Here is a 23,641-nt window from a genome sequence, read left to right on the forward strand (position 1 = left end):
CTCTGCCCCGCCCGCCGCCTGTCGAGAAGGTTCCACAGCCGGTTATTCCGCGGAATTACCCGGCATTGAAAGCGGTGTACACGGCACGCCGAACCGGACCAGCCCCGGACTGCACACGGAGCACCCCGCACAGCGCAGTCACGGACCGGGCACGGAGTACACGCGGACCGGGCGCCTCAACCGTCACCCAACCGGCCTTAGCCGGCACAGTGTCACCACCCGATCACGGGTGACCATGTGGATGCGGAGCAGAACCGGACTCCACACGGACCCGACCCGGAGCACACCCGGCGCAGCCACACCGGACCAGACCCGCAGTGGAACCGGAGCCGCGGGTCAGGGACGACCAGGAAGGACCCACCCGCCGATGACCATCGAAGGTGATCGCACAGAGGCGCTACGTGCCTGCCTTGCCGCTGCCTACAAGCGCGGCATCCCGCACGCCGCCGACCTCGCGTCGAATGCCGAAGTTCGACCGTTGCTCGACCTGCTGGTCCCCGCCGACGGACAGGCCAGTGAGCACCAGCGGGCCCGCACCGCCCACCGGATGATCGTCACCGCGGTAGACGCGCTCACCAGCCCCCGCGCCGACGCCGCCGCCATCATGCTGGGCCTGGTGTCCGCTCCACCCGGCCGGGACAGGGGGATCACCGCGCGCAAGGAAGCCGCCGCCCAGCAGCACGGCATCTCCGCCGACTGGTTCACCCGCAGCGAGCTCGAACCAATGTCTCTCGCGCTGGCGATGGAACTGGACCAGCAGCTCCGCCGCCGGGAGGGACGCACCGCCACCGACCCCTACCGGTACCGTGACCCCGCCGTCCTGCCCCCGCCGCCACCGGCCACCAGCTACCGACCCCGCCCCGCCACCACACCGGCCGCCCCGACACCGCCCCGCCGCGAACCCCCCGCCGAACGGCCGTGACCAGCCCCGAACCGTTGCGCGTCGACGACCCCACCCACATCGGCGTCTACACGCTGCGCGGCCGCCTCGGATTCGGCGGGATGGGCATGGTCTACCTCGCCAGCGACCCCACCGGCGACCCGGTGGCCGTGAAAGTCATCCGCCCCGAGGTCACCGGCAACCCGATGTTCCGCGACCGCTTCCGCCGCGAAGTCACCGCCGCACGCCGCGTGCCCGGTTCTGCACCGCCGCCGTCCGCGACGCCGACCCCGACGGCAACCCCCCCTACCTCGTCACCGACTACGTCCCCGGCCCCACCCTCAGCAGAGCCGTGCGCACCACCCCGCTCAAAGGCGCCGAACTCGAACAGGTCGCCGTCAACATCGCCACCGCCCTCGCCGTCATCCACGGCGCCGGCGTCGTCCACCGCGACCTCAAACCCAGCAACGTCATCCTCTCCCCGACCGGGGCACGCGTCATCGACTTCGGGATCGCCACCGCCCGCGACATGACCATGCTCACCGTCGAACAGATCGGCACGCCCGAATTCATGGCGCCCGAGGCATTCGACGCAGCCCCACCCAGCCCAGCCATGGACGTCTTCGCCTGGGGTGGAGTCGTCCTCTACGCCGCCACCCGCACCCCACCGTTCCCGAGCGAACCCGCCGCGCTCCTCCCACATCGCATCCGCCACGAACACCCCGCCCACCTCCACCGACTCCCCGAACCCCTACGCAGCGCCGTCACCGCCGCCATGGCCAAACAGCCGGAGAACCGGCCAACCGCCGAACACCTTTACCGCCAGCTCACCGGACCCGTCTCCACCACGATCCCCCAGCCCCACCCCAGCCACGACGCCACCAGCCACCGATGGGTACCCGACCTCACCCGACCCCTCAACCCCCCGAACCTCCGCGCCCGACCGCCCACACCCCCGAACCCGCACGCCCCCGCCAGCACGCCACCACCCCGCCGACGCCGCACCCTCATCGCCGGCTCCGTCGCCGCCGCCGTCACCATCCTCGCCACCGCCTTCGCCCTGGACGCCGAGCACCACACCGGAAAACACACCCTCACCGCCGCCCAGCACGCCACCGCCGCCCGCACCCTCGCCACCGCAGCCACCGCGCAGGACACCGACCCGGCCCTCGCCGAACGACTTGCCGTCGCCGCCTGGCACCTCAACCCCGCCACCAGCGCCAACACCCTGCTCTCCACCACCGCCGGACGGCTACCACCACTCAGCACAGCCGGACACGCCGGACCCATCACCACCGCCGTCATCACCGCCGACGGACGGACGCTCGCCACCAGCAGCACAGACCAGACCGCCCGCCTCTGGGACCTCACCACCCCCAGCGACCACCCCACCATCCTCGCCACCTTGCCCCACACCGCCGCCGTCACCGCCATCAGCCTCAACCCACCCGCCACCCTCGCCGCCACCACCAGCAAGGACAACACCCTCCACCTCTGGAACACCCACGACCGAGCCAACCCGACCCCCGCCGGCACCTACACCCTCCAAAACGCTGGCCATCCCATCGCCGCCATCTTCACCCCCACCAGCACCCTCACCCTCACCACCAGCACCGGGGACCTGTTCACCCTTGACATCACCGACCCCGCCCACCTCACCACCCTCGCCACCGTCCACGCCCACGACGACGCCGCCACCGCCCAACCCATCCCGAACAGCAACATCATCGCGACCGCCAGCACCGACGGCACCGCCCGCCTCTGGGACCTCACCAACCCCCACACCCCCCAGCCCCTCGCCCGCATCACCCCCACCAGCAACCCCACCAACCTCGCCGTCAGCCCCGACGGACACACCCTCGCCACCGCGGGCGTCGACGGCACCATCAGCCTCTGGAACATCAGCCACCCCACCACCCCCGAACCCCTCACCACCCTCACCACACGACGAACCGGCAGCCTCACCGACCTCACCGGGCTCACCGACGCTGCCACCGCCGCCGCCTTCAACCAGGCCGGCACCCTCCTTGCCACCACCGACGCCACCGGCGCTCTGCACCTGTGGACCCTCACCGACCCCCACAACCCACACCCACTCGCCACCCTCAACACACACACCGCCGCCATCCGCGACGTCACCTTCACCCCCGACAGCAGCCACATCCTCACCGCAGGCGACGACAGCACCGCACGACTCTGGGACCTCAACCCCACCAGCCTCTACCGGCGCGCCTGCACCACCGCGAACGGCCAGCTCACCCCCGCCGAATGGACCCGATACCTCCCTCATACTCCCTATCAGCCCCCCTGCCCCCCAACTCTCAGCGTCACCTCACCATCAGTCGGAGAACCTTCCACTCCCTCGTGAACGAAACAACGACGCGAGATGTCGAACCACACCGCCGCCGTCGACAGCTACACCGACCACACGCACCGCGCCGAAGCAACAGACCATGTCCACGGAGAGCTTTCCAGCCTGCGATGAGGGCAACCGATGACCGCGGTTCCGATAGTCGGCCCCGCATCACCAGCCATCGAGATACCGGCCAGACCCTCCGGTGTTCTGCAAGTCGCTGCCAAACCCGTCAGCAGTTTCCAACACCCGACTGACCACCGCGCCGGCAACGTCCCGATCCACCCTGCATCTCGCCGCCGATACGCGTGGCAGAGACCAGAGCGCCACTGTTCACGAACACGCCCGAGGCATCAGCCCTCCCACCAGACCACGAAAACGCACCCTGCCCGCGTACCCACACCACATCAAGACGCCCGGCGCAGGGTAGCCCTCGTCATCCGGCCGGCGTGCACGGGATCGCCGCGGGAACGCCGCCGGCCGGATGACGAGAGGAACAGGGGGATGGCCAGCCGCGGTCAGGGCGCCGAGGCGGCGATGGTGGCTCTCCAGGCTCCGGAGGTGAGTCGGATCGTGCCGTCGTCGTCGACCGTCGCGCGGGCGCCGAGCCACGGGGTCCATCCCCGCCGGGCCCAGTCGTCACGCACGTCGTCGAGCATGTCCCACAGCCGGCGGGGCCCGCCTTGGTGCACTGATGGGGCCTCGGTGCCGTACGCGGTGGCCCGTGCCCATGACCCATCCGGGTGGGTCATGATCGCAGTCTGCTGTCCGTCGCGGGCGCGACGGTAGCGATGTTGCACGTCGGGGACCGCCAGCGCATACATCGTGCCGAGCTCCGGCATCTCCGCGACGTCGATCACCGGGTATCGACCGGTTCCAACATGCTCGCCGTCGACCACAGCGAGCAGGCCGAAATCGACGGCCGACGGGGGGTAGTCGGGGCCGCTGCGGGCGCCCATGAAACCGGCCCAGTCCCGTTCGACCTGGCCCACGACCCCATTCGGGGTCCGCGTCACGGTGAGGATCATCCAGGTGCCGGTGATGGTGGTGACGAGCCGGCCGCCGGGACGCAGCGCGGTCAGCCAACTCGGGGGGATCGACCGGACCGAGACCATGGAGACGATCCGGTCGTACTCGCCCGGCAGCGGGCCGGTGGCGTCCACCTCCAGGACGGTGGGGTGCAGATCGAGGGCGGCAAGGCGCTGCGCGGCGACGTCGACGAGATAGGGGTCGACGTCCATGGTGGTGACATGATCATTGCCGTACCGGAGGGCGAGCAGCGCGGCGCCGTACCCGGACCCGGTGCCGATGTCGGCGATGTGCAGGCCCCGGCCGAGCTGGGCATGCTGGTACATGCGTAGGACCAGGCCCGGCAGGGTCGACGACGATGTTGACCGCCCACGGGGATGATCGCCCTTGGCCGCGTGGTCGGCGTGGAGCGTGCCGACGCGAGTGACGAGCGACCGATCGGCGTAGGCATCCGCGAGCGGCCCGCTGCGCAGAACCCACTCGCCGCGGCTCTGCACCCACCAGGCGGGCACGAACTCGTGCCGCGGGGTGCCGGCGATCGCCGGGTACCAGCGGGAACCGGGATGGCTGACCCTGTTCGCTAGCGCGCGGGCGTGGGTCGCCCAGGGGTCCGATGTCATGAGTCGTAGTCCGGCTGGCACGCCGTTTCGCCGGAGGGGCCACAGTCGTTGCTGTCGTCCGGCGTGCACCCGTCCACGGCCGTCCGGGTCCGGGGCACCGAGCTCACCGCGTCCCGCCACCGCTGACCGGCCAGGAGCTCCGCCAAGGGGGCCCTCTTGACGTTGCCGCCGTCGAGCCCGCTGCTCATGATGCACGGCGTGAGCGTGCCGTCAGGCTGGACTGCCGCGCGGCCGTGCCCGCATCGACCGCACAGCTCCCCGGGGTCGGGGACGGCTCCCGCGGGGGCCGCCCGGCCGACGGCACGCACCCGGTCGCGGGTGATGGTCGGCACCCCGAGGGCGAGCAGCTCGGCATGCGCGCGGTCGGCGGAATCGCCCTCGCCGGTGATGGCGACACGCAGCGGGATACCCCGCCGTAGTGCGGCGACGATGTTCCGCCGGGTCCGGGCGTGCGAACCCCTGCGGCCGGTGATCCCGTCATGCTCGGTGGCGTCGGTGGTGTAGTAGCTGGTCGCCAGGCTTACCCCCGGCCGGGTGAACACCGGCCACAGCCGGTCCGGGACGTGCACCAGGTTCGTGAAAATCTCGACCTCGACGCCGACCGTCAGCGCGTGGCCGACCAGGTCGGGCAGCGCCGGGTGCAGGGTCGGCTCGCCGCCGATGAACTTCAGCCTGCGGACCCCGCTGGCCGCGGCATCGTCGATCACCCGCTGCCAGTCGGCGTTGGTCATGGTGCCGTGCGTCCCGGTCGGGCCGGATTCGGCGTAGCAGTGGCCGCATGCGAGCTGGCAGCGGCCGGTGAGCACCAGCCAGAGAAGATCGGTCCGGGTGAGGGTGGCGGTGGGGGGCATGGCGGCTCCTCCGATTCCGTCAGGTCAGGTCGGGTCGGTCCGGGTCGATCCCCGAGGGAAACGGACGCCCGGAGGTTCTGCTGATCAGATCAGGGTGGATCGTCAGGATGTCGGCGAGAAGGGAACGCACCGCCGGCCAGTCGGCCTGCACCACCGTCGCGCGATCTTGAGAGTGGCGGAACGCCAGCCCACCGGAATTGATCGCGAACTCGATCGCGGGGGCGCCGGGCGGCGCTGTACTAGGCCGCCACCACATCGCCAAATCCGGATTAACCCGGGCATCACCGGTAAATGATGGTGGCTCCTCCTCATCCTCCTCATCCTCCTCGTTCAGCACCGCCTCCTGTGCCTCTGGGGAGAGCCTGACGAAATCGCAATCTCCCGGGCAGGTCTCGCAAGTCATGGGTCGATGCATCTGTCTTTCCCGCGGGATCATCTCAGGCGACGATCGGCTTGGCGCCCGTCGCGATGGCCAGGATCCGTTCGTACTGCTCGCGGCTCGTCGTCTCGGCGGCGAGGCCCTGGGGCTTGCTGCTGCCGTGGAAGTCGCTCGACCCGGTCACGATCAACCCGAGGTCGGCGGCGATGCCGCGGAGCTCCCGGCGGGCGGCGCCGTCGTGCTCCGGGTGATCGACTTCCAGTCCGGCGAGGCCGGCGCGGGCCATCTGCTCCAGATGCTCGCCGGTGAGCCCGGCTCCCCGCGCCTCCCCGAAGGGGTGCGCGAGGATGGGCACGCCTCCGGCGTCACGTACCAGTTCGATCGCGGTCAGGACGTCGGGCTGCTCTTTCCGTAGCCGGTACGGGCCGCCGGGACCGAACCAGCGAGGGGTGAACGCCTCCCGGACGTTGTCCAGGACCCCGGCGTTCAGCAGTGCCCGCGCGACGTGCGGTTTGCCGACCGTCGCGTTGCCGGCCAGTGCTTGGACCTGTGGCCAGGTGATCCGGTAGCCGTCCTCGGCCAGCTTCTCGACCATCTTTTGCGCCCGATTATCACGGCTCTGCACGGTGTGGACCATCGTGTCGGCCAGCGGCCGGAATTCCCTGTCCGTCAGGAGGCCGAGAAGGTGCAGCGTCGGCTCCTCCTCTCCGACCTGGGTCTGACAGGAGATCTCCACCCCCGGAATCAGGGTGAGCCCAGGCGGGAGCGCGGAGGCAGCGGCGTCAATGCCCCTGTAGGTGTCGTGATCCGTCAATGCGATGACCAGCAGAGCCATCTCGACGGCGAGCCGCATGAGGGCCTCGGGATGAATCAGGCCGTCCGACGCGGTGGAGTGGGTGTGCAGATCGATGCTCATCGTTCCCAATCACGGGTCAAGGTTTGCGTGCGATACCGCCGTAGACGCTGACCTGCGCATCGGTCAGGTCGGCCGGCACGTCGGAGGCGGGCCGCCAGCGGTGGACCAGAGCAACGCCCGGGTCGACCAGGTCCAGTCCGTCGAAGAACCGGGCGACCTCGTCGTGGCGACGCAGCAGCATGAGGATGCCCTGGGTCCGGTAGGACAGCGCCGCGCGTTCGGCGTCGTCGTCGAACTCGCCGGTGGCGTGCGACAGCGCGAGGTAGCTACCCGACGGCAGCGCCTCGATGAGGCTGGCCACGGTCGCGCCCGCCTCCTCGTCGCCGAGGAAGTGCAGGACCGCGATCAGGGACAGCGCCACCGGTCGGTCGAGGTCCAGGGTGTCGCGCAGTTCGGGCGACGTGAGGATGCGGTCGGTGTCGCGGACGTCGGCGTCGAGGTAGGCGGTGTGTCCCTGCGGGCTGCTGGTCAGCAGGGCGCGGGCGTGCGCGAGCACGATCGGGTCGTTGTCGGTGTAGACCACGCGCGATTCCGGCGCGATGGCCTGGGCGATCTCGTGCAGGTTCGGGGACGTTGGGATGCCCGTGCCGACGTCGAGGAACTGGCGGATCCCAACCTCGCCGGCCAGATACCGGGTCGCCCGGGTCATGAACGCCCGGTTTGCGCGGGCGCCGGTGCGCAGGTTCGGGAAGACCGACAGGGCCTGTCCGGCGGCCTCCCGGTCAGCGGGGAAGTTGTCCTTCCCGCCGAGCAGGTAGTCATACATGCGGGCCGAGTGCGGCTGGTCGAGGTCGAGGTCGAGGCCCGGCCGGGCGGGGACGCTGGTCATCATGATCCTGGTGTCGTCGTGATGGGGGACAGATGATCGAGCGCGTGGGAGCGCATCGCCGCAACGATCTGCTCCCAAACCGATGCGGGTAGGCGAACGTGACGGGCGCGGACGTGTCCGTGGATGAGCTCGACGTGACCCTCATGCAGCCGCAGGCAGCCCACTGCCAGGGCGCTCTCCCACCGCTGCCAGGTCTCCCCGAGCCGGGCGAGGCGGTCACGGCGGGCCTCATCCACCAGCGCCGTCCACACCGGGCCCGGCAGGAGTAGCGCGTGCACGGTGCCGGCGTACCGGTAGGAGACGACAACGTCGCCGTCGGCGCGGACGAACCGGCACGCGGGGGCGCACGCAGGCGCGGCGCGGATCATAGCCTCTCCCCTCGGGGTGGGGCCTGCCCGCCCGCTGCGTTTGCAGGCGCGGCGCGGGCGGGCAGGCGATCAGGGGGTCAGTGGCCGGCGGCCACCAGGGCATCCATCGGGGCGCCCTGCTGGGCGTGGATCAGCGCAGCCATCCGGTCGCTGGTCAGCGTCGCGGCCTCGGCAACCTGGTCGCGGTCGAGTCCGCGGAGCCCTGCCAGACGTCGGGCCACGTAGGTCCGCTCCCACTCCAGGAGGAGCCGGGACCTCTCCACGAGCAGCGCCTCGACTTCGGCAGCCTCGGCCTCGGTCGGCAGGTCCGCGTCGTCCAGGATGTGGGACGCCGATGCGGCGAGCGCCGCCATCTGCATCAGGATGCGGTCCGACTCCTCGGTGTAGCGGGTGCAGGTCTCGGCCAGCTCCGTGACCTGATCCGGGCGGAGCCGCAGCGGGCCCGCGGCGTGCAGCTCCCGGGCGAACAACTCCCCGACCGGGGCGAGCCCGAACGCACTGGCATACAGCAAACTGTTCATGATCGTCTCCAGATGTGGATTGGGTGGCTGCCCTACCCGCGGCGGGCGGCAGCGGCGGGCACGCCGTTGGGCCCGCACGCGGGAGGGCCGCGGGCCGCGGGTAGGGCAGTGGGGTGCCGCCAGCTCGGGGGGTGCTGGTGGCGGACTCAAGGGCGGTGCACCTGCTCCAGGGGCACCACCCGGTAGTCGCCGGTCCGGTCGCGGGCGAACTGGTCGGCATCCCGGACCGTCGGCCACCCGGTGAGCACCCGGAGCGGCTGCCCGTCCGGGGTGAGGATCAGCACGCCGTAGGTCACGACCTCGCCGTCCGTCACGACCGTCGCCGGCCGGGGCCAGGTGATCCCCGGCCGGCGGGACGGCAGCCACCGGGAGGGGGCAGGGTCGGGTTCCGGTCCCCTCCCGGTGGTGTGCGTGACCGCCACCGACGACCGGCGCAGCTCAACGCCTGTTCCGAGGGGCGGATCTGCTGGGGCCCGGTCGGGGCGGCCACCCTCGGCGGTAGCCGGCACCTCGTGGGACATCTCCGGTTGCAGAACGGTGCCTCCCCGTGTTGGTGTCGGCCGGCACATCCGCCGGTAGGGATATGACACACTCCGCACCAGGTCAGAGACAGCCCGCAATGCAGGCACACACATGCAATGCAAATACAGACACGTAGCGTGGCCGGGTGGAGGGGAGCCGCCGTGCACACTGGACCAGGGCCGGAGCCGAGACCCGCGCTCGACCAGCTCGTTGCCCACATCGCCGACCTGAAAGCGCGCCGGAACGCGAACTGGTCGGACATGGAGCGGAGGACCGGCGTGACCCGCCAGGCGTTCGGGGCCGCGGCCCAAGGGCGTCAGCCTGGCGGCCGGGTGTGGGCTATCCCATCCGAGTCGACGATCATCGCACTCGATCGAGGTCTCCGCGCAGGTGGGAGCGTGTTCGCCGCCTGGGTCCAAGCCAAGCGCGAAGACGAAGAGATCCAGCTCGCCCGGGTGGCCGCCCGCGCATTTCCCGGGATGAGTGGACTACCCCCACTGCCGGGGCGGACAGTGGACCGGACAGGGGAGGTGAGAGCGACGGATCGCAGGCAGCTCATCGGAGGAATGGCCGTTGCCGGCGTGCTCGGCGACATCGGCGAGGTCGACAACGCATTTCGCGTGGGACGCCCACCAGTCGCCGATCTCGCGCAGGTCGAAGAGGCGCTCAAAACGCTTGAGCGGGACCGGTGTAGCACCGACCCGGCCGTCCTGTTCCCCCCCGCGCGCGAGGCATGGAAATCAGCCAACAGGCTGCTCAGGAGCGCAGTAGAGGCAAAACATGTGACCCGTCTCAATCTGCTCGCTGGCAGGCTCGCCGCCGGACTTGCCGGCGTCAGCCAGTTCGGCGGCCGGACGGACCTCGCCCGTGCGTTCGCGGGGATCGCCGAGCAGCACGCCGCCGCCGCCGTGGAAGAGCCCCACGGGAGTCTGGCGGACGCCCGCGCCTTCCGCGCCCGAGTCGCGGGCCTCCAGTCCTGGATGGCTCTCGACGTCGGCACGCCCGGGGCCGCTGCTGACATCGCCGCCCGCGGCCTCCTAGAAGCGGCGCCGCCGGATCGTGCGCGGCTTGCCGGCTACGGCGCCGAAGCGGCCGCAGTCAGCGGTGATCACTATCGCGCAGAGGAAGCGGTCGCCGTGATGCTGGCATCCCGGCGGGCTGCCGACAGCCCAGACGCGGCGCTGCCCTGGGACGACGTCGAAGAACAGCTATACATTGCGCTCCCCGCCTCGTGGGCTCCCGGCCGTGGCAAGGTCGCGATCACGCATGGCATACAGGCCACCGGTTGTTCGTGCGCCTGCCAAGGTCAGGCCCTCGCACACCTCGCGATCGGCCGCGGGCATCTCGATGGCGACCGGCCCGCACCCGACGCGGCTGCGTCGGCGGGTATCGCCGCCCTGGACACGATCGCCGAGGCGCCGAACGCCACCGTAACGCACGGCGCGGCCGACCTGCTGCTCCGTCTCCGGCCGTATACGACGGAGCCGCTGGTGCAGGAGCTTGGCCGCCGGGTCGCCGCGGTCTGACCCCAGCGCCGGGCTGGTAACAGATCCGGCTGTTCCCCTCCCGTTCCCGCCGGTGGCGGGGTTACCGTCGACGCGGTACGAGACCGGGCGTAGACGGAGAGCCGCCCACGGTCTGGAATCAAGATCACAGCATGAGGTCTCGCGAATTTTCTGTACGGGTTTCAAGGCGCGCCTGCGGCGCGCGTGTGACCTGCCGCACACGCCGTGCCCGCCGTGCGCGCCACGCCCGCGGGACTCGCCGCCCGCGGCGGGGCCCCGGGCCGCCCAGGGGGCGGCCCACCCCACCGGAGCGTCGGCCCCGCGGGTGTGTCGGCCCGTCGGCCCCGTCGGAGCGTCACGCCCCACGCCGGTCCGACCATGAGCACCAGGACGCCAGCGACAACCGGCCCGCTTCGTCTCGTTGGGGCTCTGCCCCAAACCCCGGCCCTCTCTCTGGAGGAGGGGGAAGGCGCGGCACGTCCGCTGATCGCCTCCGCCGCCCGGACCCCCGAGGGCTACCCCGGAACCTCCCGCCCGCGCAAGGGACGCACAGCACCCAGCAGGCTCGCCCGCGCCGTTGGCGCCCTTGCACGGACGAGAGAACCCGGGGTAGGGCTACGCCGCCCGACCGACGGAGGAGATCAGCTCAGCCCGAACTATATGAAGATCAAAACCCGGGCCCGGTGTCGTTGTCGACCCCCGGACCCGGGCTCACTCACCCTTGCTTTACGTCAGGCGATCAGGGATTCCACCAGCGCCCGCCCGACCGGATCACCGGTGTCGACACCGTCGCGTGCCGCCACGATGCGAAGGTTGCGGCGGACCAGGAGCGCCAGGACCGACATCCGCGCGTCTTCCGTCGACCCCAGCCGGTCAAGCGAGTCGACGACGACGACGTCACAGCCCGCGTGTACCAGCCGGAGCGCGGTCCACCAGCCCCGGAGCCCGTCTCTCCCCTGATAGATCACCGGCCCGACCGACCAGCCCCGCGCCGCGCACACCTCAGCGCACACCGCCCGTTGCGCGGCACGCTCGGCAGCGTCGACGTCATCCCGGACGAAGGTCAACGCCCGCACGTGCGGAGCTACCTCACGCACGCCCTCCAGAGCGACGTGCATCCCGTACGCCAGCGCATCCAGTACGTCGACCTGTTCCGTGGCGCCCGCGATCCCGACCAGTCCGGAAAGGCTACGCAGTGTAGCGGCAATCGATCGGGTGAAAAGATCAGTGGTGGGGGTCGCGAGCGGACCGTCTTCCAGCTCCACCGCTGCTTTCACCAGCGCCTCCCGCGCCGCCGCAAGGAACCCGTCAACCCGTTCCGCGCTTTCCCGTACCGGATCGTGTGGCATGCTAATCATAGGTCCTGCCCCTGTCTGTATCAGGTGGTGGGACTCAGGCCCGGGTTGGTGTTGGCGCACCGTCCGGGCCGTCTTCATCCCTGTACCTACACCATCGCAAGATTCCTTTACGTTGTTTAACCAGCGCAGATACGCCGAACGGCCGGTAACCCCATCGAGGTCACCGGCCGCCCGAGCCACAGTCAGCGCCCGCTACGCGCCTTACGGATCATGTCTGCCAAGACGACGACCGACCGAGGGTCGCAGCGCAGCAGACACCGCAGAAGCCGCGCCCCGGACGGTCCCGCCGGAGCGGCAGCCAGCAGGAGGTACAGCGACTCCTGATAGGAGTTCCAAACCCCCGCGCCCGGCTGGACTTCACACGGCACCCACCCCGCCATCAGAAGCCACCGAGGAGCGGACCGAGGTCCGGCAGAGCCCGGAACCGCAGGACCACCGCCGAGTCCCCCAGACTCGCCCGCCAATGATCCACGAAGAGGACCGGCGGAAGGGTCGCCGTCACGTCGACGAGGTCCCGCAGCGAAGCCCCCGACGTCATCGTCAGGTCGAACAGACCATCTCCCGAGTGCACCAGGGTCACGAACGGCCGACCTTCATAGGGGTTACGCCAGCCACGACCGGACGACGGAATACTAGACACAGGTCACCTCTGTCTACTCAGGTGGTGATCTAGGTGTCGGGTGCGTGTTGGCCCACTCGCCCGACACCGCCAACACCCACAACAATAGCGCGTTGCGCTGCAAAGTTGGGGTGAACGTTAGTATTCCCTGGTGGTTGACGACCCGCTGATCGGTTATGCCGGCATAGCCGAGATGGCCGGCATCCAACCGTCGACCTTGCGCAGCTACCGCGCCCAGGGACGCCTACCCGAGCCGGACGACGCATCGGTACCCGACCGCCCACGCTGGCGGACCAGCACCATCACGGCATGGCTAGCCAGCCGCCCAGGACGCGGAGCACGAACCGACCTCCGCCCACCGCACCGCGGCTCCAGTTGATAGGCGTCCCGCAGGGCGAGGTCCCAACGATCCCGGCGAAAGCTCAGATAGCTACGGGAACGTAACCTACAGTTATGATGCCGTAAGCCATCCACCCCCGAGGCCGCACCCGATATGGCATGATTTGTGCCCCCGCGGGGCAATTAACACACGATGGGACGCAGCCATGGCCGCTACGCTCGGGAGTCGCTCGTTCGAGGTCTTGCTCGCCGAAGACGATCCCGGAGACGTCCTGTTGGTCGAGGAAGCGTTCGCGTCCCGCGGGCAAGCACCCCGCGTCCACCCCGTCGGCGATGGACTCGAAGCCCTCGCCTACCTCCGTGACTCCGCCCAACCCAGGCCGGACCTGATCATTCTGGATCTCAACATGCCCCGGATGGACGGGCGGGAGACCCTCGCAGCAATCAAGAAAGACCCGGACCTGTGCACGATCCCGGTCGTGATGCTGACAACATCACAAGCTCCCGAAGACGTCCGCGCCAGCTACCAGCTCCACGCGAACGCATACGTGTGTAAGCCGCAGACCTTCGATGAGTTCATACACGCAGTGCAGTCGATCGATGACTTCTATCTTGACCTGGTACGTCTAGCCCCGCGCTGACCCCGCCGTCTCGTGGGCCGACCGCACGAGACGTGACGGGCCGATCAGCAGCCGCTGACCCTGCCTGGGACGTCAGCCCGAGCGCCGATCGGCGGGCACGGAAGCGGGTGCCGACGTCCACCTGACGCCGCGGAGCCCCACCGGCCAGGGCCGCCTCACGATCCGCAGCAACGTTCGCGGCAATCACACCAAGCAGATAATCCCGATCATCTTTGTCGAAGTCTCGCAACAGACTGGCCAGCAAGCTCACGCCCACTCCCTCACATGATCCCCGACGGGGACTCATCTACCCCAGCGGCCACCCGCACACACCTGCGGGTTGACGACGCAACGCAGCACCTCACACAGCTAGGGCAGCCCAGTCGCCCAGACGGACCAACGTGAGACACAGTCGGCGACCCCGACGAACGCGACCAGACCTGGAAAGCGCCAACCGGTAGCAGACGTGACACCGATCACAAAGTTCGGTGTATCTCATGAAGTCAGTGCACGGGGAGCTCCGGGAGGTCGACGTCAGTCCGTGATCATTCCTGGAGGGATCCGCCCAGGTCAGAGATAGTGGGTCAAAACGGCTTGACCCGGGTGGATCGTCCGACGTCGAGGGGGACACCGTCGGGATCCAGGATGATCCGGCTGATCTCCGCGTCGCAGCTGAGCCGGGCGAGGGTGCTGTGGGGCAGCGGAAGTCCCCAGCTGGTCAGGGCGGGGCTGGCACCGCTGGCGAGCAGGGTGTTCCAGTCGATGGTGACGGTCAGATGTGGGCGTACCCCGCCGTTTTCGGGGACGGTCGCGGCACCCAACGCGCGGGTGACCAGGTCGATGAGGGCGTCGGCGCGGCGGCGGGTGGGGCTGCGCCGGTCGGGAGTGCCGTCGGCGGCGGGTTGGGGGGCGGCGAGGCTGTCCAACGCGGTGCGCAGCAGGGCGGCGCCTTCGGCATCGAGTTCCCCGCTGATCAGGGTGGTGCCGGTCGGGGTGTCGGTCAGGGTCAACCGGCGGATGTCCGCCGGGTCCGGGCTCGGCTTTTTCCTGCCGTCGTTGCCGGCATCATCACCGCCGCTGCCGCTGCCGCTGCCGCTGCCGCTGCCGCTGCCGCTGCCGCTGCCGCTGCCGCTGCCGCTGCCGCTGCCGCTGCCGCTGCCGCTGCCGGTGGTGCGGGTGCTGGGGTTGGTGTGTTCGCCGGTGTGGCTGTCGGTGTGGGGGTCGTCGCCGCCGGGGGAGGTGTCGGTGGTGGTGAGTGTTTCGCGGAGGCGGGCGGCGAGTTTGATCAGGTGGTGGGGGTCGAACTGGTCGGCGAAGCGTAGGAGGGCCTGTTCGGCGGCGGTCTGCTGGTCGGGGGTGGTGGCGGTGGGCAGGGTGCGTAGCGCGTCGCTGATGACCATCGCCTGTTCGACGGTGATCGTTCCGTCGGCCAACGCGGTGCCGGTGGCGGTGTGGACGGTGGTGGTGTCGTGGGCGAGGGTGACCTGGCGGCGGGCGTCGCGGGTGGTCAGGCGTAGCCGGTCGCGGAGCCAGCCGGTGAGGTCGGTGGCGCCGTGGCGCACGGCGAATCCGCGGTTCTGGGCCTCGACGAACAGCAGCCCTCGGACGGCGGCGACGCGGCTGGTCAGCCGGCAGACCCCCTCGAGCAGCCCGTCCAGCTCCGTGTCGGACAGCTGCCAGGCCTGGGCGGTGAGGAGCCCGTCGAGCTGGCGGGAGATTGTGGCGAGGCGGGTCGGCGGGTCAGGGCCGTCCCCGAAGTCGTTGAGATCCATGGGGTAACGGTAGAACAACATCCACCGGATGTCGAACACCTGTTCGTACGCTGTGGGCGGAGACGACACGGGAACCCACCCACCACCCGGTCGAACCGCCTGACCGCATCTACCTTCGTTTCATCGATCACCGAGTGACCGAGCCGTAGGCGAACGATGCACGACGGGGGGTACTGCCCCCGCGGTCGGCCGGCGTTCGTCGGGTGCCAGCTGAGAGGCGTGTGGGCATCGCGTTCGGTTGCCGGCTCGGTCGTCGGGGGCCGGGGGCGCTTCGGGGAGGGAGCTCGCTCTCGGCGACGCGAGGAGCACAATCATCCTGGCGATCCCCACCGCCACCGTGGTGACCCGTCCGCCGACGCGGCCGTGTGAGTCCGCGATGCGTACATGGGCAAGCCGTCGTGGGTGCGGCGTGTCGTGGATGCGGCGTGTCGTGGGTGCGGCGTGTCGTGGATGCGGAGTGAGGTACGTGGATGCAGATCGGTGAGCTGGCGCGCGCGACCGGCACCACCCCGCGCGCCCTGCGGTACTACGAGGAGCAGGGCCTGCTGCGGCCGAGTCGCACCGGCGCGGGCTATCGCGTGTACGACGACGGCGCCGTCACCACCGTCGGCACCATCCGGCACCTGCTCGCCAGCGGGTTCACCGTCGACGACCTCCGGTCCCTGCTTGCGCTGCTCGACCAGCCGCTGCCGGAGCGGTTCCAGCCCAGACCCGCCTGCGCCGATGCGCTCGCGGTGGCCGTCCGACGGCTGGACGCCCTGGAGGAACGCATCGCCGACCTCACCGCGCTACGCGACCGGCTGGCCCACCGGCTCGGCCCCACCCGATGACGACCCGATGAGGACCCGATGACGACCCGCGACCGGAATGGTCAGCGGTCGATGGTGGACATGTCGGCGTAGCGGTCGCCGGCGGGCGGTTCGATCGCGTCGAGCCGGGCGAGCTGGTCGGGGGTGAGAACGAGCGCGTCCGCGGCCGCGTTCTCCTCCAGCCGGCTGACCCGCTTCGTGCCCGGGATCGGCGCGAGATCGTCGCCCTGAGCGAGCAGCCACGCCAAGGCCACCTGCGCCGGGGTCGCCTCGGCCTCGCCGGCGACGGCCTCCACCTCGGCGACGATCCGCAGGTTCTGCGCCAGCGCCTCGGCGGCGAAGCGGGGGTTGCCGCCGCGGAAGTCGCCGGCCTCGAGCTGGTCCGCCGAGCGGATCTGGCCGGTCAGGAATCCGCGGCCGAGCGGGGAGTAGGGGACGAAACCGATGCCGAGTTCGCGCAGCAGCGGCAGGATCTCGGCCTCCGGCTCCCGCGACCACAACGAGTACTCGGTCTGCAGGGCTGTGATCGGGTGGGTCGCGTGGGCCCGCCGGATCGTCTCGACGCCCGCCTCGGACAGGCCGATGTGGCGGATCTTGCCCGCGGCGACCAGCTCACCGAGGGTGCCGACGGTGTCCTCGATCGGCGTGTCCGGGTCCACCCGGTGCTGGTAGTAGAGGTCGACGTGCTCCACCCCGAGGCGGCGCAGGGACCCGTCGAGCGCGGTCCGCAGGCTCGCCGGCGAGCTGTCCAGACCGGGCCGGTCGCCGTCGCGGTGCGAGATCAGCCCGAACTTGGTGGCCAGCACCACCTCGTCGCGCCGCCCGGCGATCGCCCGGCCGACCAGCTCCTCGTTGCGGTACGGACCGTAGATCTCCGCGGTGTCGAGGAAGGTGACGCCGAGGTCCAGCGCCCGGTGGATCGTCCGGATCGACTCGGCGTCGTCCCCACCGGCGCCGGCGTAGTACGCCGACATCCCCATCGCGCCGAGACCGAGGCGGGAGACGTCCAGTCCAGCCAGTGACACATGCTGCATGCGCCGTGATCCAATCCGAGTGGGCCGGGACGGGCCGGGTGCTGCGCCCGCAGCCAGGCTAGCCCGTCGGTCACCGGATTCCCCGGTGGCCCGCGTCGGAGCGTGAGAGACCGGACAGTTAGGGTGATCCGGAGGAATCCGCCGACGATGCGAGGGGGCTGCCGCGATGACGGATGCGGACGAGCGGGACCTGGCGGGTGGGCGGTGGTGGCAGAGTCTCGTCGAGGAGCGCAACCCGGTGGATCTCAAGACCGACCAGCCGCACTCGGCGCGGATGTACGACTACTTCCTCGGCGGGAAGGACAACTTCCCCGCCGACCGGGAGGCGGCCGAGCAGTCGCTCGCCGCGTTCCCGAACCTGCGGGTCGTCGCCCGGGAGAACCGGGCGTTCCTGGCCCGGACGGTCCGCTACCTCGCCGGCGAGGTCGGGATCCGGCAGTTCCTCGACATCGGCACCGGCATCCCCACCTCGCCGAACCTGCACGAGATCGCCCAGGGCGTCGCCCCCGACGCGCGTGTGGTGTATGCGGACAACGACCCGATCGTCCTGACCCACGCCCGCGCGCTGCTCACCGGCACCTCCCAGGGCGCCACGGCCTACCTCGACGTCGACGTCCGCGACGTCGAGAGCATCCTGGGCTCGGCGGAGCTGCGCGACACCCTCGACGTGACGAAACCGGTCGCGCTGTCGCTCATCGCCCTGTTCCACTTCGTGCCCGACTCCGACGACCCCTACGGCATCGTCCGCCGCCTCGTCGACGCGCTTCCCACCGGTAGCTACCTCGCGCTGTCCCACGTCACCGCCGACGAGGACCCGGGATGGGAACAGGTCGCCGAGACCTACCGCAGCCGCGGCATCCCCCTGCAGCCGCGCACCCGCGAGCAGGTCGGGCGCTTCTTCGACGGTCTGGAGCTGGTCGAGCCGGGGGTGCAGGTCGTTCACCGCTGGCGCCCCGACGGCACCGCGGCGGGACTGAGTGACCTTGAGGTCAGCAACTACGGCGCGGTCGGCAGAAAAGTCTGACGGACGCGGCGGGATTCCCGCCGGCCGCGGAACACAGTCTCTCGCTTACCAGGCCAGATCCTGGTCCGGCCTCGATACTGGCTCTGTCCCGGTCCGGTCGAAGCGGGGAGGGTGACGCGATGTCCTCGACAGCCACGACGGCCGGCCCGGCGTCCGCGGGCGATCCGGAACCCGCGCTCGTGACGGAGCCCGTCGGCGAGGGCAGGGCGCCCGTCGGCGAGGGCACGGCGCCGGTCGGTTTCCTCGGGCTCGGCACGATGGGTCAGCCGATGGCGGTGAACCTCGCCGCGTCGGGCTGGCCGCTGCTGGTGTGGAACCGCACGCCCGAGCGCACCGGGCCGCTGGCGGCGGTCGGGGCCGGGACCACCGTCGACGCCGCCGAGGTGTTCGCGCGCTGCCACACCGTGATCGTGATGCTCGCCGGCCCCGAGGCGATCGACGCGGTGCTCGACCGCGCCGGCCCGACCTTCCCGGCCCGGCTGCGGGACCGCACGCTCGTCCAGATGGGAACGACCTCGCCCGCCTACTCGCGGGCCCTCGCCGCCGACGTCCGCGCCGTGGGCGGTCGCTTCGTCGAGGCGCCGGTGTCCGGGTCGCGCGGGCCCGCCGAGGCCGGCCGGCTCGTGGGCATGCTCGCCGGCGACCCGGCCGACATCGCCGACGTGCGACCGCTGCTCGCCCCGATGTGCCATGACCTCGTGGACTGCGGGCCCGTTCCGCGGGCGATGTCGACGAAGCTCGCCGTCAACCTGTTCCTGGTCACGCTGGTGACCGGCCTCGCGGAGGCGGTGCACTTCGCCCGGCGCAACGACGTCGACCTCGGCGTGCTCGGCCGGGTGCTGGCCGCGGGCCCGATGGCCAGCGACGTCTCCCGGGTGAAGCTGCCGAAGCTCGTCGAGCGCGACTTCACCGTGCAGGCGGGCGTCCCCGACGTGCTGGGGATCATCGAGTTGATCACGCAGGCGGCCCGGGTCGGCGGCATCGCCTCACCCCTGACGGACGTCTGCGAGGCGCTCTATTCCGAGACCCTGGTGCAGGGCGGCGCCGCCGCCGACATGGTCGCCGTCCTCACCGCCCTCGAATCCCGCAGCGTCCCCGTCCCCGTCACCGACCCCGTCACCGTCACCGACCCCGTCCCTGTCACCGTCACCGACCCCGATCTCGCCCCCGCCCCCGCCAACGGCACCGAGCCGACCCGCGGCCGATCGCCTGGCCGTCGCTGATGGCCGATCCGCGACGGATCATCGCGGGGGCGATCCGGCCGCACTGCCGGCGGCGCTGGTCTCGGCGACGAAGCCGGTCTGGATCAGCCGGCTGCCCCGCCGGGTGCACAGCAGCGCCCGCCCGGGCGGCAGGACCCGTGGTTTGACCCCGCCGAGCAGCGGCCCCTCGCTGCGCGGGCAGGACAGCGCAAGGTCGGGGGTGTTGAGTTCCTGCAGCCGGCGCAGCAGCGGGTCCATCGCCATGCGCATCAGTCCGGCCGCGGCCCGGCCGGCGACGACGTGCAGGCCGATGTCGCCGCCCTGCGGCAGCAGCGGCACGAACGCGGTCAGCGGGTTGTCCGAGCCGGTCAGCAGGTCGTAGTCGTCGATGAGCACGAACAGCAGCGGCCCGGACCACCAGTCGCGTCGCCGAAGCTGCTCCGGTGAGACGTCCGGGCCGGGCATCCGCGGGGTGAGGCCGGCGACGGCGTCGCGGGCCGTCGCCTTGGTGCTGTCCGGCGACACCGAGTAGCCCAGCCGGTAGGCGTCGGGGATGTCGTCGAACAGCCGCCGGCGGTAGTCGACCGCCATGATCCGCGCCTGCGCCGGGGTGAACCGGCTGGTGATCGCCCGCGCGACCAGCCGCAGCAGGTTGGTCTTGCCGCTCTCGTCGTCCCCGAGCAGGGTGAGGTGCGGAAGCTGGCGGAAGTCGTGAAAGACGGGTTCCAACCGGCTCTCGTCGACGCCGAGGGCGACCCGCAGTGCGCCGTCGGGGGGCGGCAACTGCTCCACCGGCAGGACGGCGGGCAGCGTGCGCACTCCCCGCGCCTTGGGGCCGGGCCAGCCGTCCACCACCGCGGAGACCAGATGGCGGGTGCCGTGCGCCAGGTCGTCGACCGAGCCGGCGCCGTCGATTCTCGGCAGGGCCGCGATGAAGTGCAGCTTGGTGTCGGTCAGCCCGCGTCCGGGCAGTCTCGGCACCGCGGCGGCCGCGCGCAGGTCGATGCCGGACTCCACCGGGTCGCCGAGCCGCAGCTCCAACCGGGACCCGATCTTGTCCCGCATCGTGTGGTAGATCTCCGACCACCGGCCGGCCGTGAGCAGGATGTGCAGGCCGTAGTTCAGCCCCCGGGAGGCGACCTCGCGGGCGTCCGCCTCCGCCGCCTCGAACTCCTGGCGCAGGGTGGCCCACCCGTCGACCACGAGGAACAGGTCGCCGAACTCCTCCGCCGGGACCCGTCCCGCCGCGACCAGCGCGCGGTAGGCGGGCATGCCGGACACCTCGAGTTCGGCGAAGCGCCGCTCCCGGTCGCCAAGCAGCGCGACCATCTCGGCGACGGTCCGGCTCACCCGGTCGGGGTCGTGCCGGCCGGTGACCCCGCCCACGTGCGGCAGGTCCGCGATGCTCGCCAGCGAGCCGCCGCCGAAGTCCAGGCAGAAGAACTGCACCTGCCGCGGCGAGTGGGTCAGGGCGAGGCCGGCGATCACGGATCGCAGCAGGGTGCTCTTGCCGCTCTGCGGCCCGCCGGCGATACCGAGATGGCCGCCGACGCCGCCGAAGTCGACCGTCAGCAGGTCCCGGACCTGCTCGAACGGCTTGTCGATCATTCCGACCGGCACCGTCAGCAGCCCGTCCGCGCCGGCGTCGACGGGCCGCAGCCCGTGCTCCGGGTCGGGCAGCAGCGGCGGCAGGACCTGGTCCAGGGTGGGCGGCTGCTCCAGCGGCGGCAACCAGACGCGGTGCGCCGGCGGCCCCTGGTCGACCAGCCGGTCGACCAGCACCTCCAGCACGGTGCTGGCGGTGGCGTCGCCGTTGTCGGCCTCGTCGGCGTCGGCGGGGGCGTCGGCCTCGCGGATGACGACCGGGACGTGTTCGGTGCCGTACGGCACGACCTGGCTCTCGATGACGTCCTGGTCGACGCGGGTCGAGCGCAGCCGGTACGGCCCGGAGACGTAGGCCGCCTTGAACCGGGTGATCGTCGCGACGTCGGAGCGCAGGTAGCCGTTGCCGGGCGCGGCGGGCAGCTCGTAGGCGTCGGGGACGCCGATGACGGATCGGGACTCCATCGCCGAGAAGGTCCGCAGGCTCACCCGGTACGACAGGTGGCCCTCGAGCTGGTGGATGCGGCCGTCGTCCAGACGCTGGGAGGCCAGCAGCAGGTGGACGGCGAGCGACCGGCCGAGCCGGCCGATCATCACGAACAGCTCGATGAAATCGGTGTGCGCGGCGATCAGCTCGCTGAACTCGTCCACGATGACGAACAGGGTGGGCAGCGGGGCCAGCGGCGCGCCCTGCGCGCGGGCCTGCTCGTAGTCCCGCACCGAGCTGAAGTTGCCGGCGCGGCGCAGCAGCTCCTGGCGGCGGACCAGCTCGCCGCGCAGCGCGTCGCGCATCCGGTCCACCAGCGCGGCCTCGTCGGCGAGGTTGGTGATGGTCGCGGACACGTGCGGCAGCCGGTCCAGGCCGGCGAAGGTCGCGCCGCCCTTGAAGTCGACCAGCACGAAGTTCAGCGTCTCCGACGAGTGCGTCGCCGCCAGTGCCAGCACGAGGGTGCGCAGCAGCTCGCTCTTGCCCGAGCCGGTCGCGCCGATCAGCATCCCGTGGGGCCCCATGCCGTCCTCGGCGGACTCCTTGATGTCCAGCTCGATGGGCGAGCCGTCGGCGGCGACGCCGATGGGCACCCGTAGCCGCTCGGACCCGTGCCGGGTCGGCCAGACGGTCCTCGGATCGAACCGCTCCAGATCGCCGAGACCGAGCAGGTCCGGTAGGTCGAGGTTGGCGCTCAGCCCGTCGGGGGCCTGCTCGGCGCTCTCGCCGGCGCTGTGCCGGGCCATCAGCCGGGCCAGCATCGCCACCCGGACCCCGGACAGCACGTCCGGGGTGGCCAGGCGGGTCCGGACCTCCCGCCCGACCCGGTCGACCTCGACGATGTCCATGGTGTCGGCGGCGACGTCGAGGTGCAGCAGGTGCCGGGCGTTGCCGCCGCTGCCGTTGGGCTCGAAGTCGACGAGGACGGCGTTGCGGTAGCCGGAGACGAGGAACCGGGTCCCAGGTGAGATCCGGCCGCCGTCGCTGACCACGACGACGAACGGTTCGGTTCGCGACGGCGCCGCACCGGTCTCGAACCGGGCCCGCTCCCCGAAGCTCTGCCCCAGCAACCGCTCGACGTCGTCCAGGGACTCCCCGAACAGCCGCACCGGGCCGGCCGCGTCCCGGTCGGTGGGGTGCTGGGCGTGCGGCAGCCACTTGACCCAGTTCCACTCCTCGCGCCGCTGCGCCGAGGTGCAGACGGCGATCCGCACCTCGTCCGGGGCGTGGAAGGTGGCCATGTGGGCGAGCAGTGCCCGCACCATGCCCAGCGCCACCTCGCGGTCGCCGTCGACCTGGATCCGGGCGAAGCCGCGGATGAACAGGGCGACCGGCTGGCCGGGGACCGTCGTGTACGCGCGGGTGAACCGCCGCAGCGCCTTCGCCGACACCGGCTCCAGGTCCTCCACCGGGCTGGTCTGCAACGGGGTGATCCGCACGGCGAGGCGCTGCGCTCCGGTCCCCACCCGCACCTCGCCGAAGTCCGGGTGTGTCGGGCGGCGTTCCCACAGCCGGCTGGTCATGGCGAGCGACCACAGCGACTCCGGGTCCGGGTGGCGCCAGGCGAGGGCGGAGCGCTGCTTCTCCGCGTAGCCGCGGACCTGCCGGCGGGTGCGGGAGAGGTAGCGCAGGTAGTCACGGCGCTCGCCGCCCACCTTGTGTTTGCGGTCGCCGGACTGGGTGAGGACCTGGCCGAGACCCATGGAGGCCATGCCGACGCCCATCACGGCCATCATCGTCAGGCCCATGGGGCCGGACGCCGAGCGGCCGATGTAGAAGTACATCATGCCGCCCGACATCAGGGCCATCGGGAGGATCATCACCAGCACCCGCATGCCCGCGGCCTGAACTTCGGGGACGCTGGGCGGCTCCTGCAGCGTGATCTCGCCGTGCGGCATCTCCGGACCGGTCCGGCGAGCGGGGCGGCGGAAGGCGACCGTGGCCATGCCCGCTACACGCCCCCGCCGCACCGTCGGGTTGAACCGGCGGACGGATGTGTCCT

20 protein-coding genes are annotated in these 23,641 nt (G+C 71.1%); 7 read left to right on the forward strand and 13 right to left on the reverse strand.

Going from position 1 to position 23,641, the window contains the following annotated elements:
• Positions 1-367 precede the first annotated feature (367 nt).
• A complete protein-coding gene (locus tag FRAAL_RS12810; RefSeq protein WP_063822632.1) occupies positions 368-922 on the forward strand; it encodes a hypothetical protein in 555 nt (184 codons plus the stop codon).
• 310 nt (positions 923-1,232) lie between these two features.
• A complete protein-coding gene (locus FRAAL_RS35550) occupies positions 1,233-3,248 on the forward strand; it encodes a serine/threonine-protein kinase (RefSeq protein WP_041939253.1) in 2,016 nt (671 codons plus the stop codon).
• Between the two features lie 503 nt (positions 3,249-3,751).
• Here FRAAL_RS35550 and FRAAL_RS12820 read toward each other — a convergent pair.
• From FRAAL_RS12820 to FRAAL_RS33000, 8 genes are all read right to left on the reverse strand, one after another.
• Positions 3,752-4,882, reverse strand: coding sequence for a methyltransferase domain-containing protein (locus FRAAL_RS12820; RefSeq protein WP_041939254.1), 1,131 nt, complete (start codon positions 4,880-4,882; stop codon positions 3,752-3,754).
• Complete coding sequence (locus tag FRAAL_RS12825; RefSeq protein WP_011604086.1) at positions 4,879-5,733, reverse strand: radical SAM/SPASM domain-containing protein; 855 nt, start codon at positions 5,731-5,733, stop codon at positions 4,879-4,881. The genes FRAAL_RS12820 and FRAAL_RS12825 overlap by 4 nt, the downstream gene beginning before the upstream one ends.
• A gap of 19 nt (positions 5,734-5,752) precedes the next feature.
• Entirely contained in the window at positions 5,753-6,070 is a 318-nt protein-coding gene (locus FRAAL_RS12830) for a hypothetical protein (protein WP_011604087.1), read from the reverse strand.
• 100 nt (positions 6,071-6,170) lie between these two features.
• Positions 6,171-7,028, reverse strand: coding sequence for a PHP domain-containing protein (locus tag FRAAL_RS12835; protein ID WP_041939256.1), 858 nt, complete (start codon positions 7,026-7,028; stop codon positions 6,171-6,173).
• Between the two features lie 16 nt (positions 7,029-7,044).
• Positions 7,045-7,857 (reverse strand): SAM-dependent methyltransferase, encoded by an 813-nt coding sequence (locus tag FRAAL_RS12840; protein WP_011604089.1) that lies wholly within the window; start codon positions 7,855-7,857, stop codon positions 7,045-7,047.
• The gene (locus tag FRAAL_RS12845; protein ID WP_011604090.1) at positions 7,857-8,225 is read right to left on the reverse strand and encodes a hypothetical protein; all 369 of its coding nucleotides are present in this window, start codon (positions 8,223-8,225) and stop codon (positions 7,857-7,859) included. The genes FRAAL_RS12840 and FRAAL_RS12845 overlap by 1 nt, the downstream gene beginning before the upstream one ends.
• A 77-nt stretch (positions 8,226-8,302) precedes the next feature.
• Positions 8,303-8,746, reverse strand: a complete 444-nt coding sequence (locus FRAAL_RS12850; RefSeq protein ID WP_011604091.1) for a hypothetical protein — start codon at positions 8,744-8,746, stop codon at positions 8,303-8,305.
• A gap of 146 nt (positions 8,747-8,892) precedes the next feature.
• On the reverse strand, positions 8,893-9,060 hold the full coding sequence (locus FRAAL_RS33000; protein ID WP_157892082.1) for a hypothetical protein: 168 nt from the start codon (positions 9,058-9,060) through the stop codon (positions 8,893-8,895).
• 774 nt (positions 9,061-9,834) lie between these two features.
• Here FRAAL_RS33000 and FRAAL_RS12860 point away from each other — a divergent pair.
• Positions 9,835-10,794: a hypothetical protein gene (locus FRAAL_RS12860; protein ID WP_231861625.1), complete on the forward strand. Its 960-nt coding sequence runs from the start codon at positions 9,835-9,837 to the stop codon at positions 10,792-10,794.
• A 710-nt stretch (positions 10,795-11,504) separates the two neighbouring features.
• Here FRAAL_RS12860 and FRAAL_RS12865 read toward each other — a convergent pair.
• Entirely contained in the window at positions 11,505-12,122 is a 618-nt protein-coding gene (locus tag FRAAL_RS12865; RefSeq protein ID WP_011604094.1) for a recombinase family protein, read from the reverse strand.
• Positions 12,123-12,510: 388 nt separating this feature from the next.
• Positions 12,511-12,711, reverse strand: coding sequence for a hypothetical protein (locus FRAAL_RS12870; RefSeq protein WP_231861626.1), 201 nt, complete (start codon positions 12,709-12,711; stop codon positions 12,511-12,513).
• Positions 12,712-13,295: 584 nt separating this feature from the next.
• On the opposite strand from FRAAL_RS12870, the gene FRAAL_RS12880 reads away from it, so the two are divergent.
• Positions 13,296-13,730: a response regulator gene (locus tag FRAAL_RS12880; protein WP_041939259.1), complete on the forward strand. Its 435-nt coding sequence runs from the start codon at positions 13,296-13,298 to the stop codon at positions 13,728-13,730.
• A gap of 563 nt (positions 13,731-14,293) precedes the next feature.
• Here the strand turns inward: FRAAL_RS12880 and FRAAL_RS12885 are convergent.
• A complete protein-coding gene (locus FRAAL_RS12885; protein ID WP_231861627.1) occupies positions 14,294-15,481 on the reverse strand; it encodes a DUF222 domain-containing protein in 1,188 nt (395 codons plus the stop codon).
• 470 nt (positions 15,482-15,951) lie between these two features.
• Between FRAAL_RS12885 and FRAAL_RS12890 the strand changes: the two genes are divergently transcribed.
• The gene (locus FRAAL_RS12890; RefSeq protein WP_011604101.1) at positions 15,952-16,311 is read left to right on the forward strand and encodes a MerR family transcriptional regulator; all 360 of its coding nucleotides are present in this window, start codon (positions 15,952-15,954) and stop codon (positions 16,309-16,311) included.
• 41 nt (positions 16,312-16,352) lie between these two features.
• Here FRAAL_RS12890 and FRAAL_RS12895 read toward each other — a convergent pair whose 3' ends face one another.
• Positions 16,353-17,324, reverse strand: a complete 972-nt coding sequence (locus tag FRAAL_RS12895) for an aldo/keto reductase (RefSeq protein WP_041939260.1) — start codon at positions 17,322-17,324, stop codon at positions 16,353-16,355.
• Between the two features lie 166 nt (positions 17,325-17,490).
• Between FRAAL_RS12895 and FRAAL_RS12900 the strand changes: the two genes are divergently transcribed.
• A complete protein-coding gene (locus FRAAL_RS12900; RefSeq protein ID WP_011604103.1) occupies positions 17,491-18,348 on the forward strand; it encodes an SAM-dependent methyltransferase in 858 nt (285 codons plus the stop codon).
• 119 nt (positions 18,349-18,467) lie between these two features.
• Complete coding sequence (locus FRAAL_RS12905) at positions 18,468-19,571, forward strand: NAD(P)-dependent oxidoreductase (protein ID WP_011604104.1); 1,104 nt, start codon at positions 18,468-18,470, stop codon at positions 19,569-19,571.
• An 18-nt stretch (positions 19,572-19,589) separates the two neighbouring features.
• Here the strand turns inward: FRAAL_RS12905 and FRAAL_RS12910 are convergent, their stop codons facing one another.
• Positions 19,590-23,585, reverse strand: a complete 3,996-nt coding sequence (locus tag FRAAL_RS12910) for a type VII secretion protein EccC (protein WP_011604105.1) — start codon at positions 23,583-23,585, stop codon at positions 19,590-19,592.
• Positions 23,586-23,641 lie beyond the last annotated feature (56 nt).

Source organism: Frankia alni ACN14a (assembly GCF_000058485.1).
GTDB classification, from domain to species: Bacteria; Actinomycetota; Actinomycetes; order Frankiales; family Frankiaceae; genus Frankia; species Frankia alni.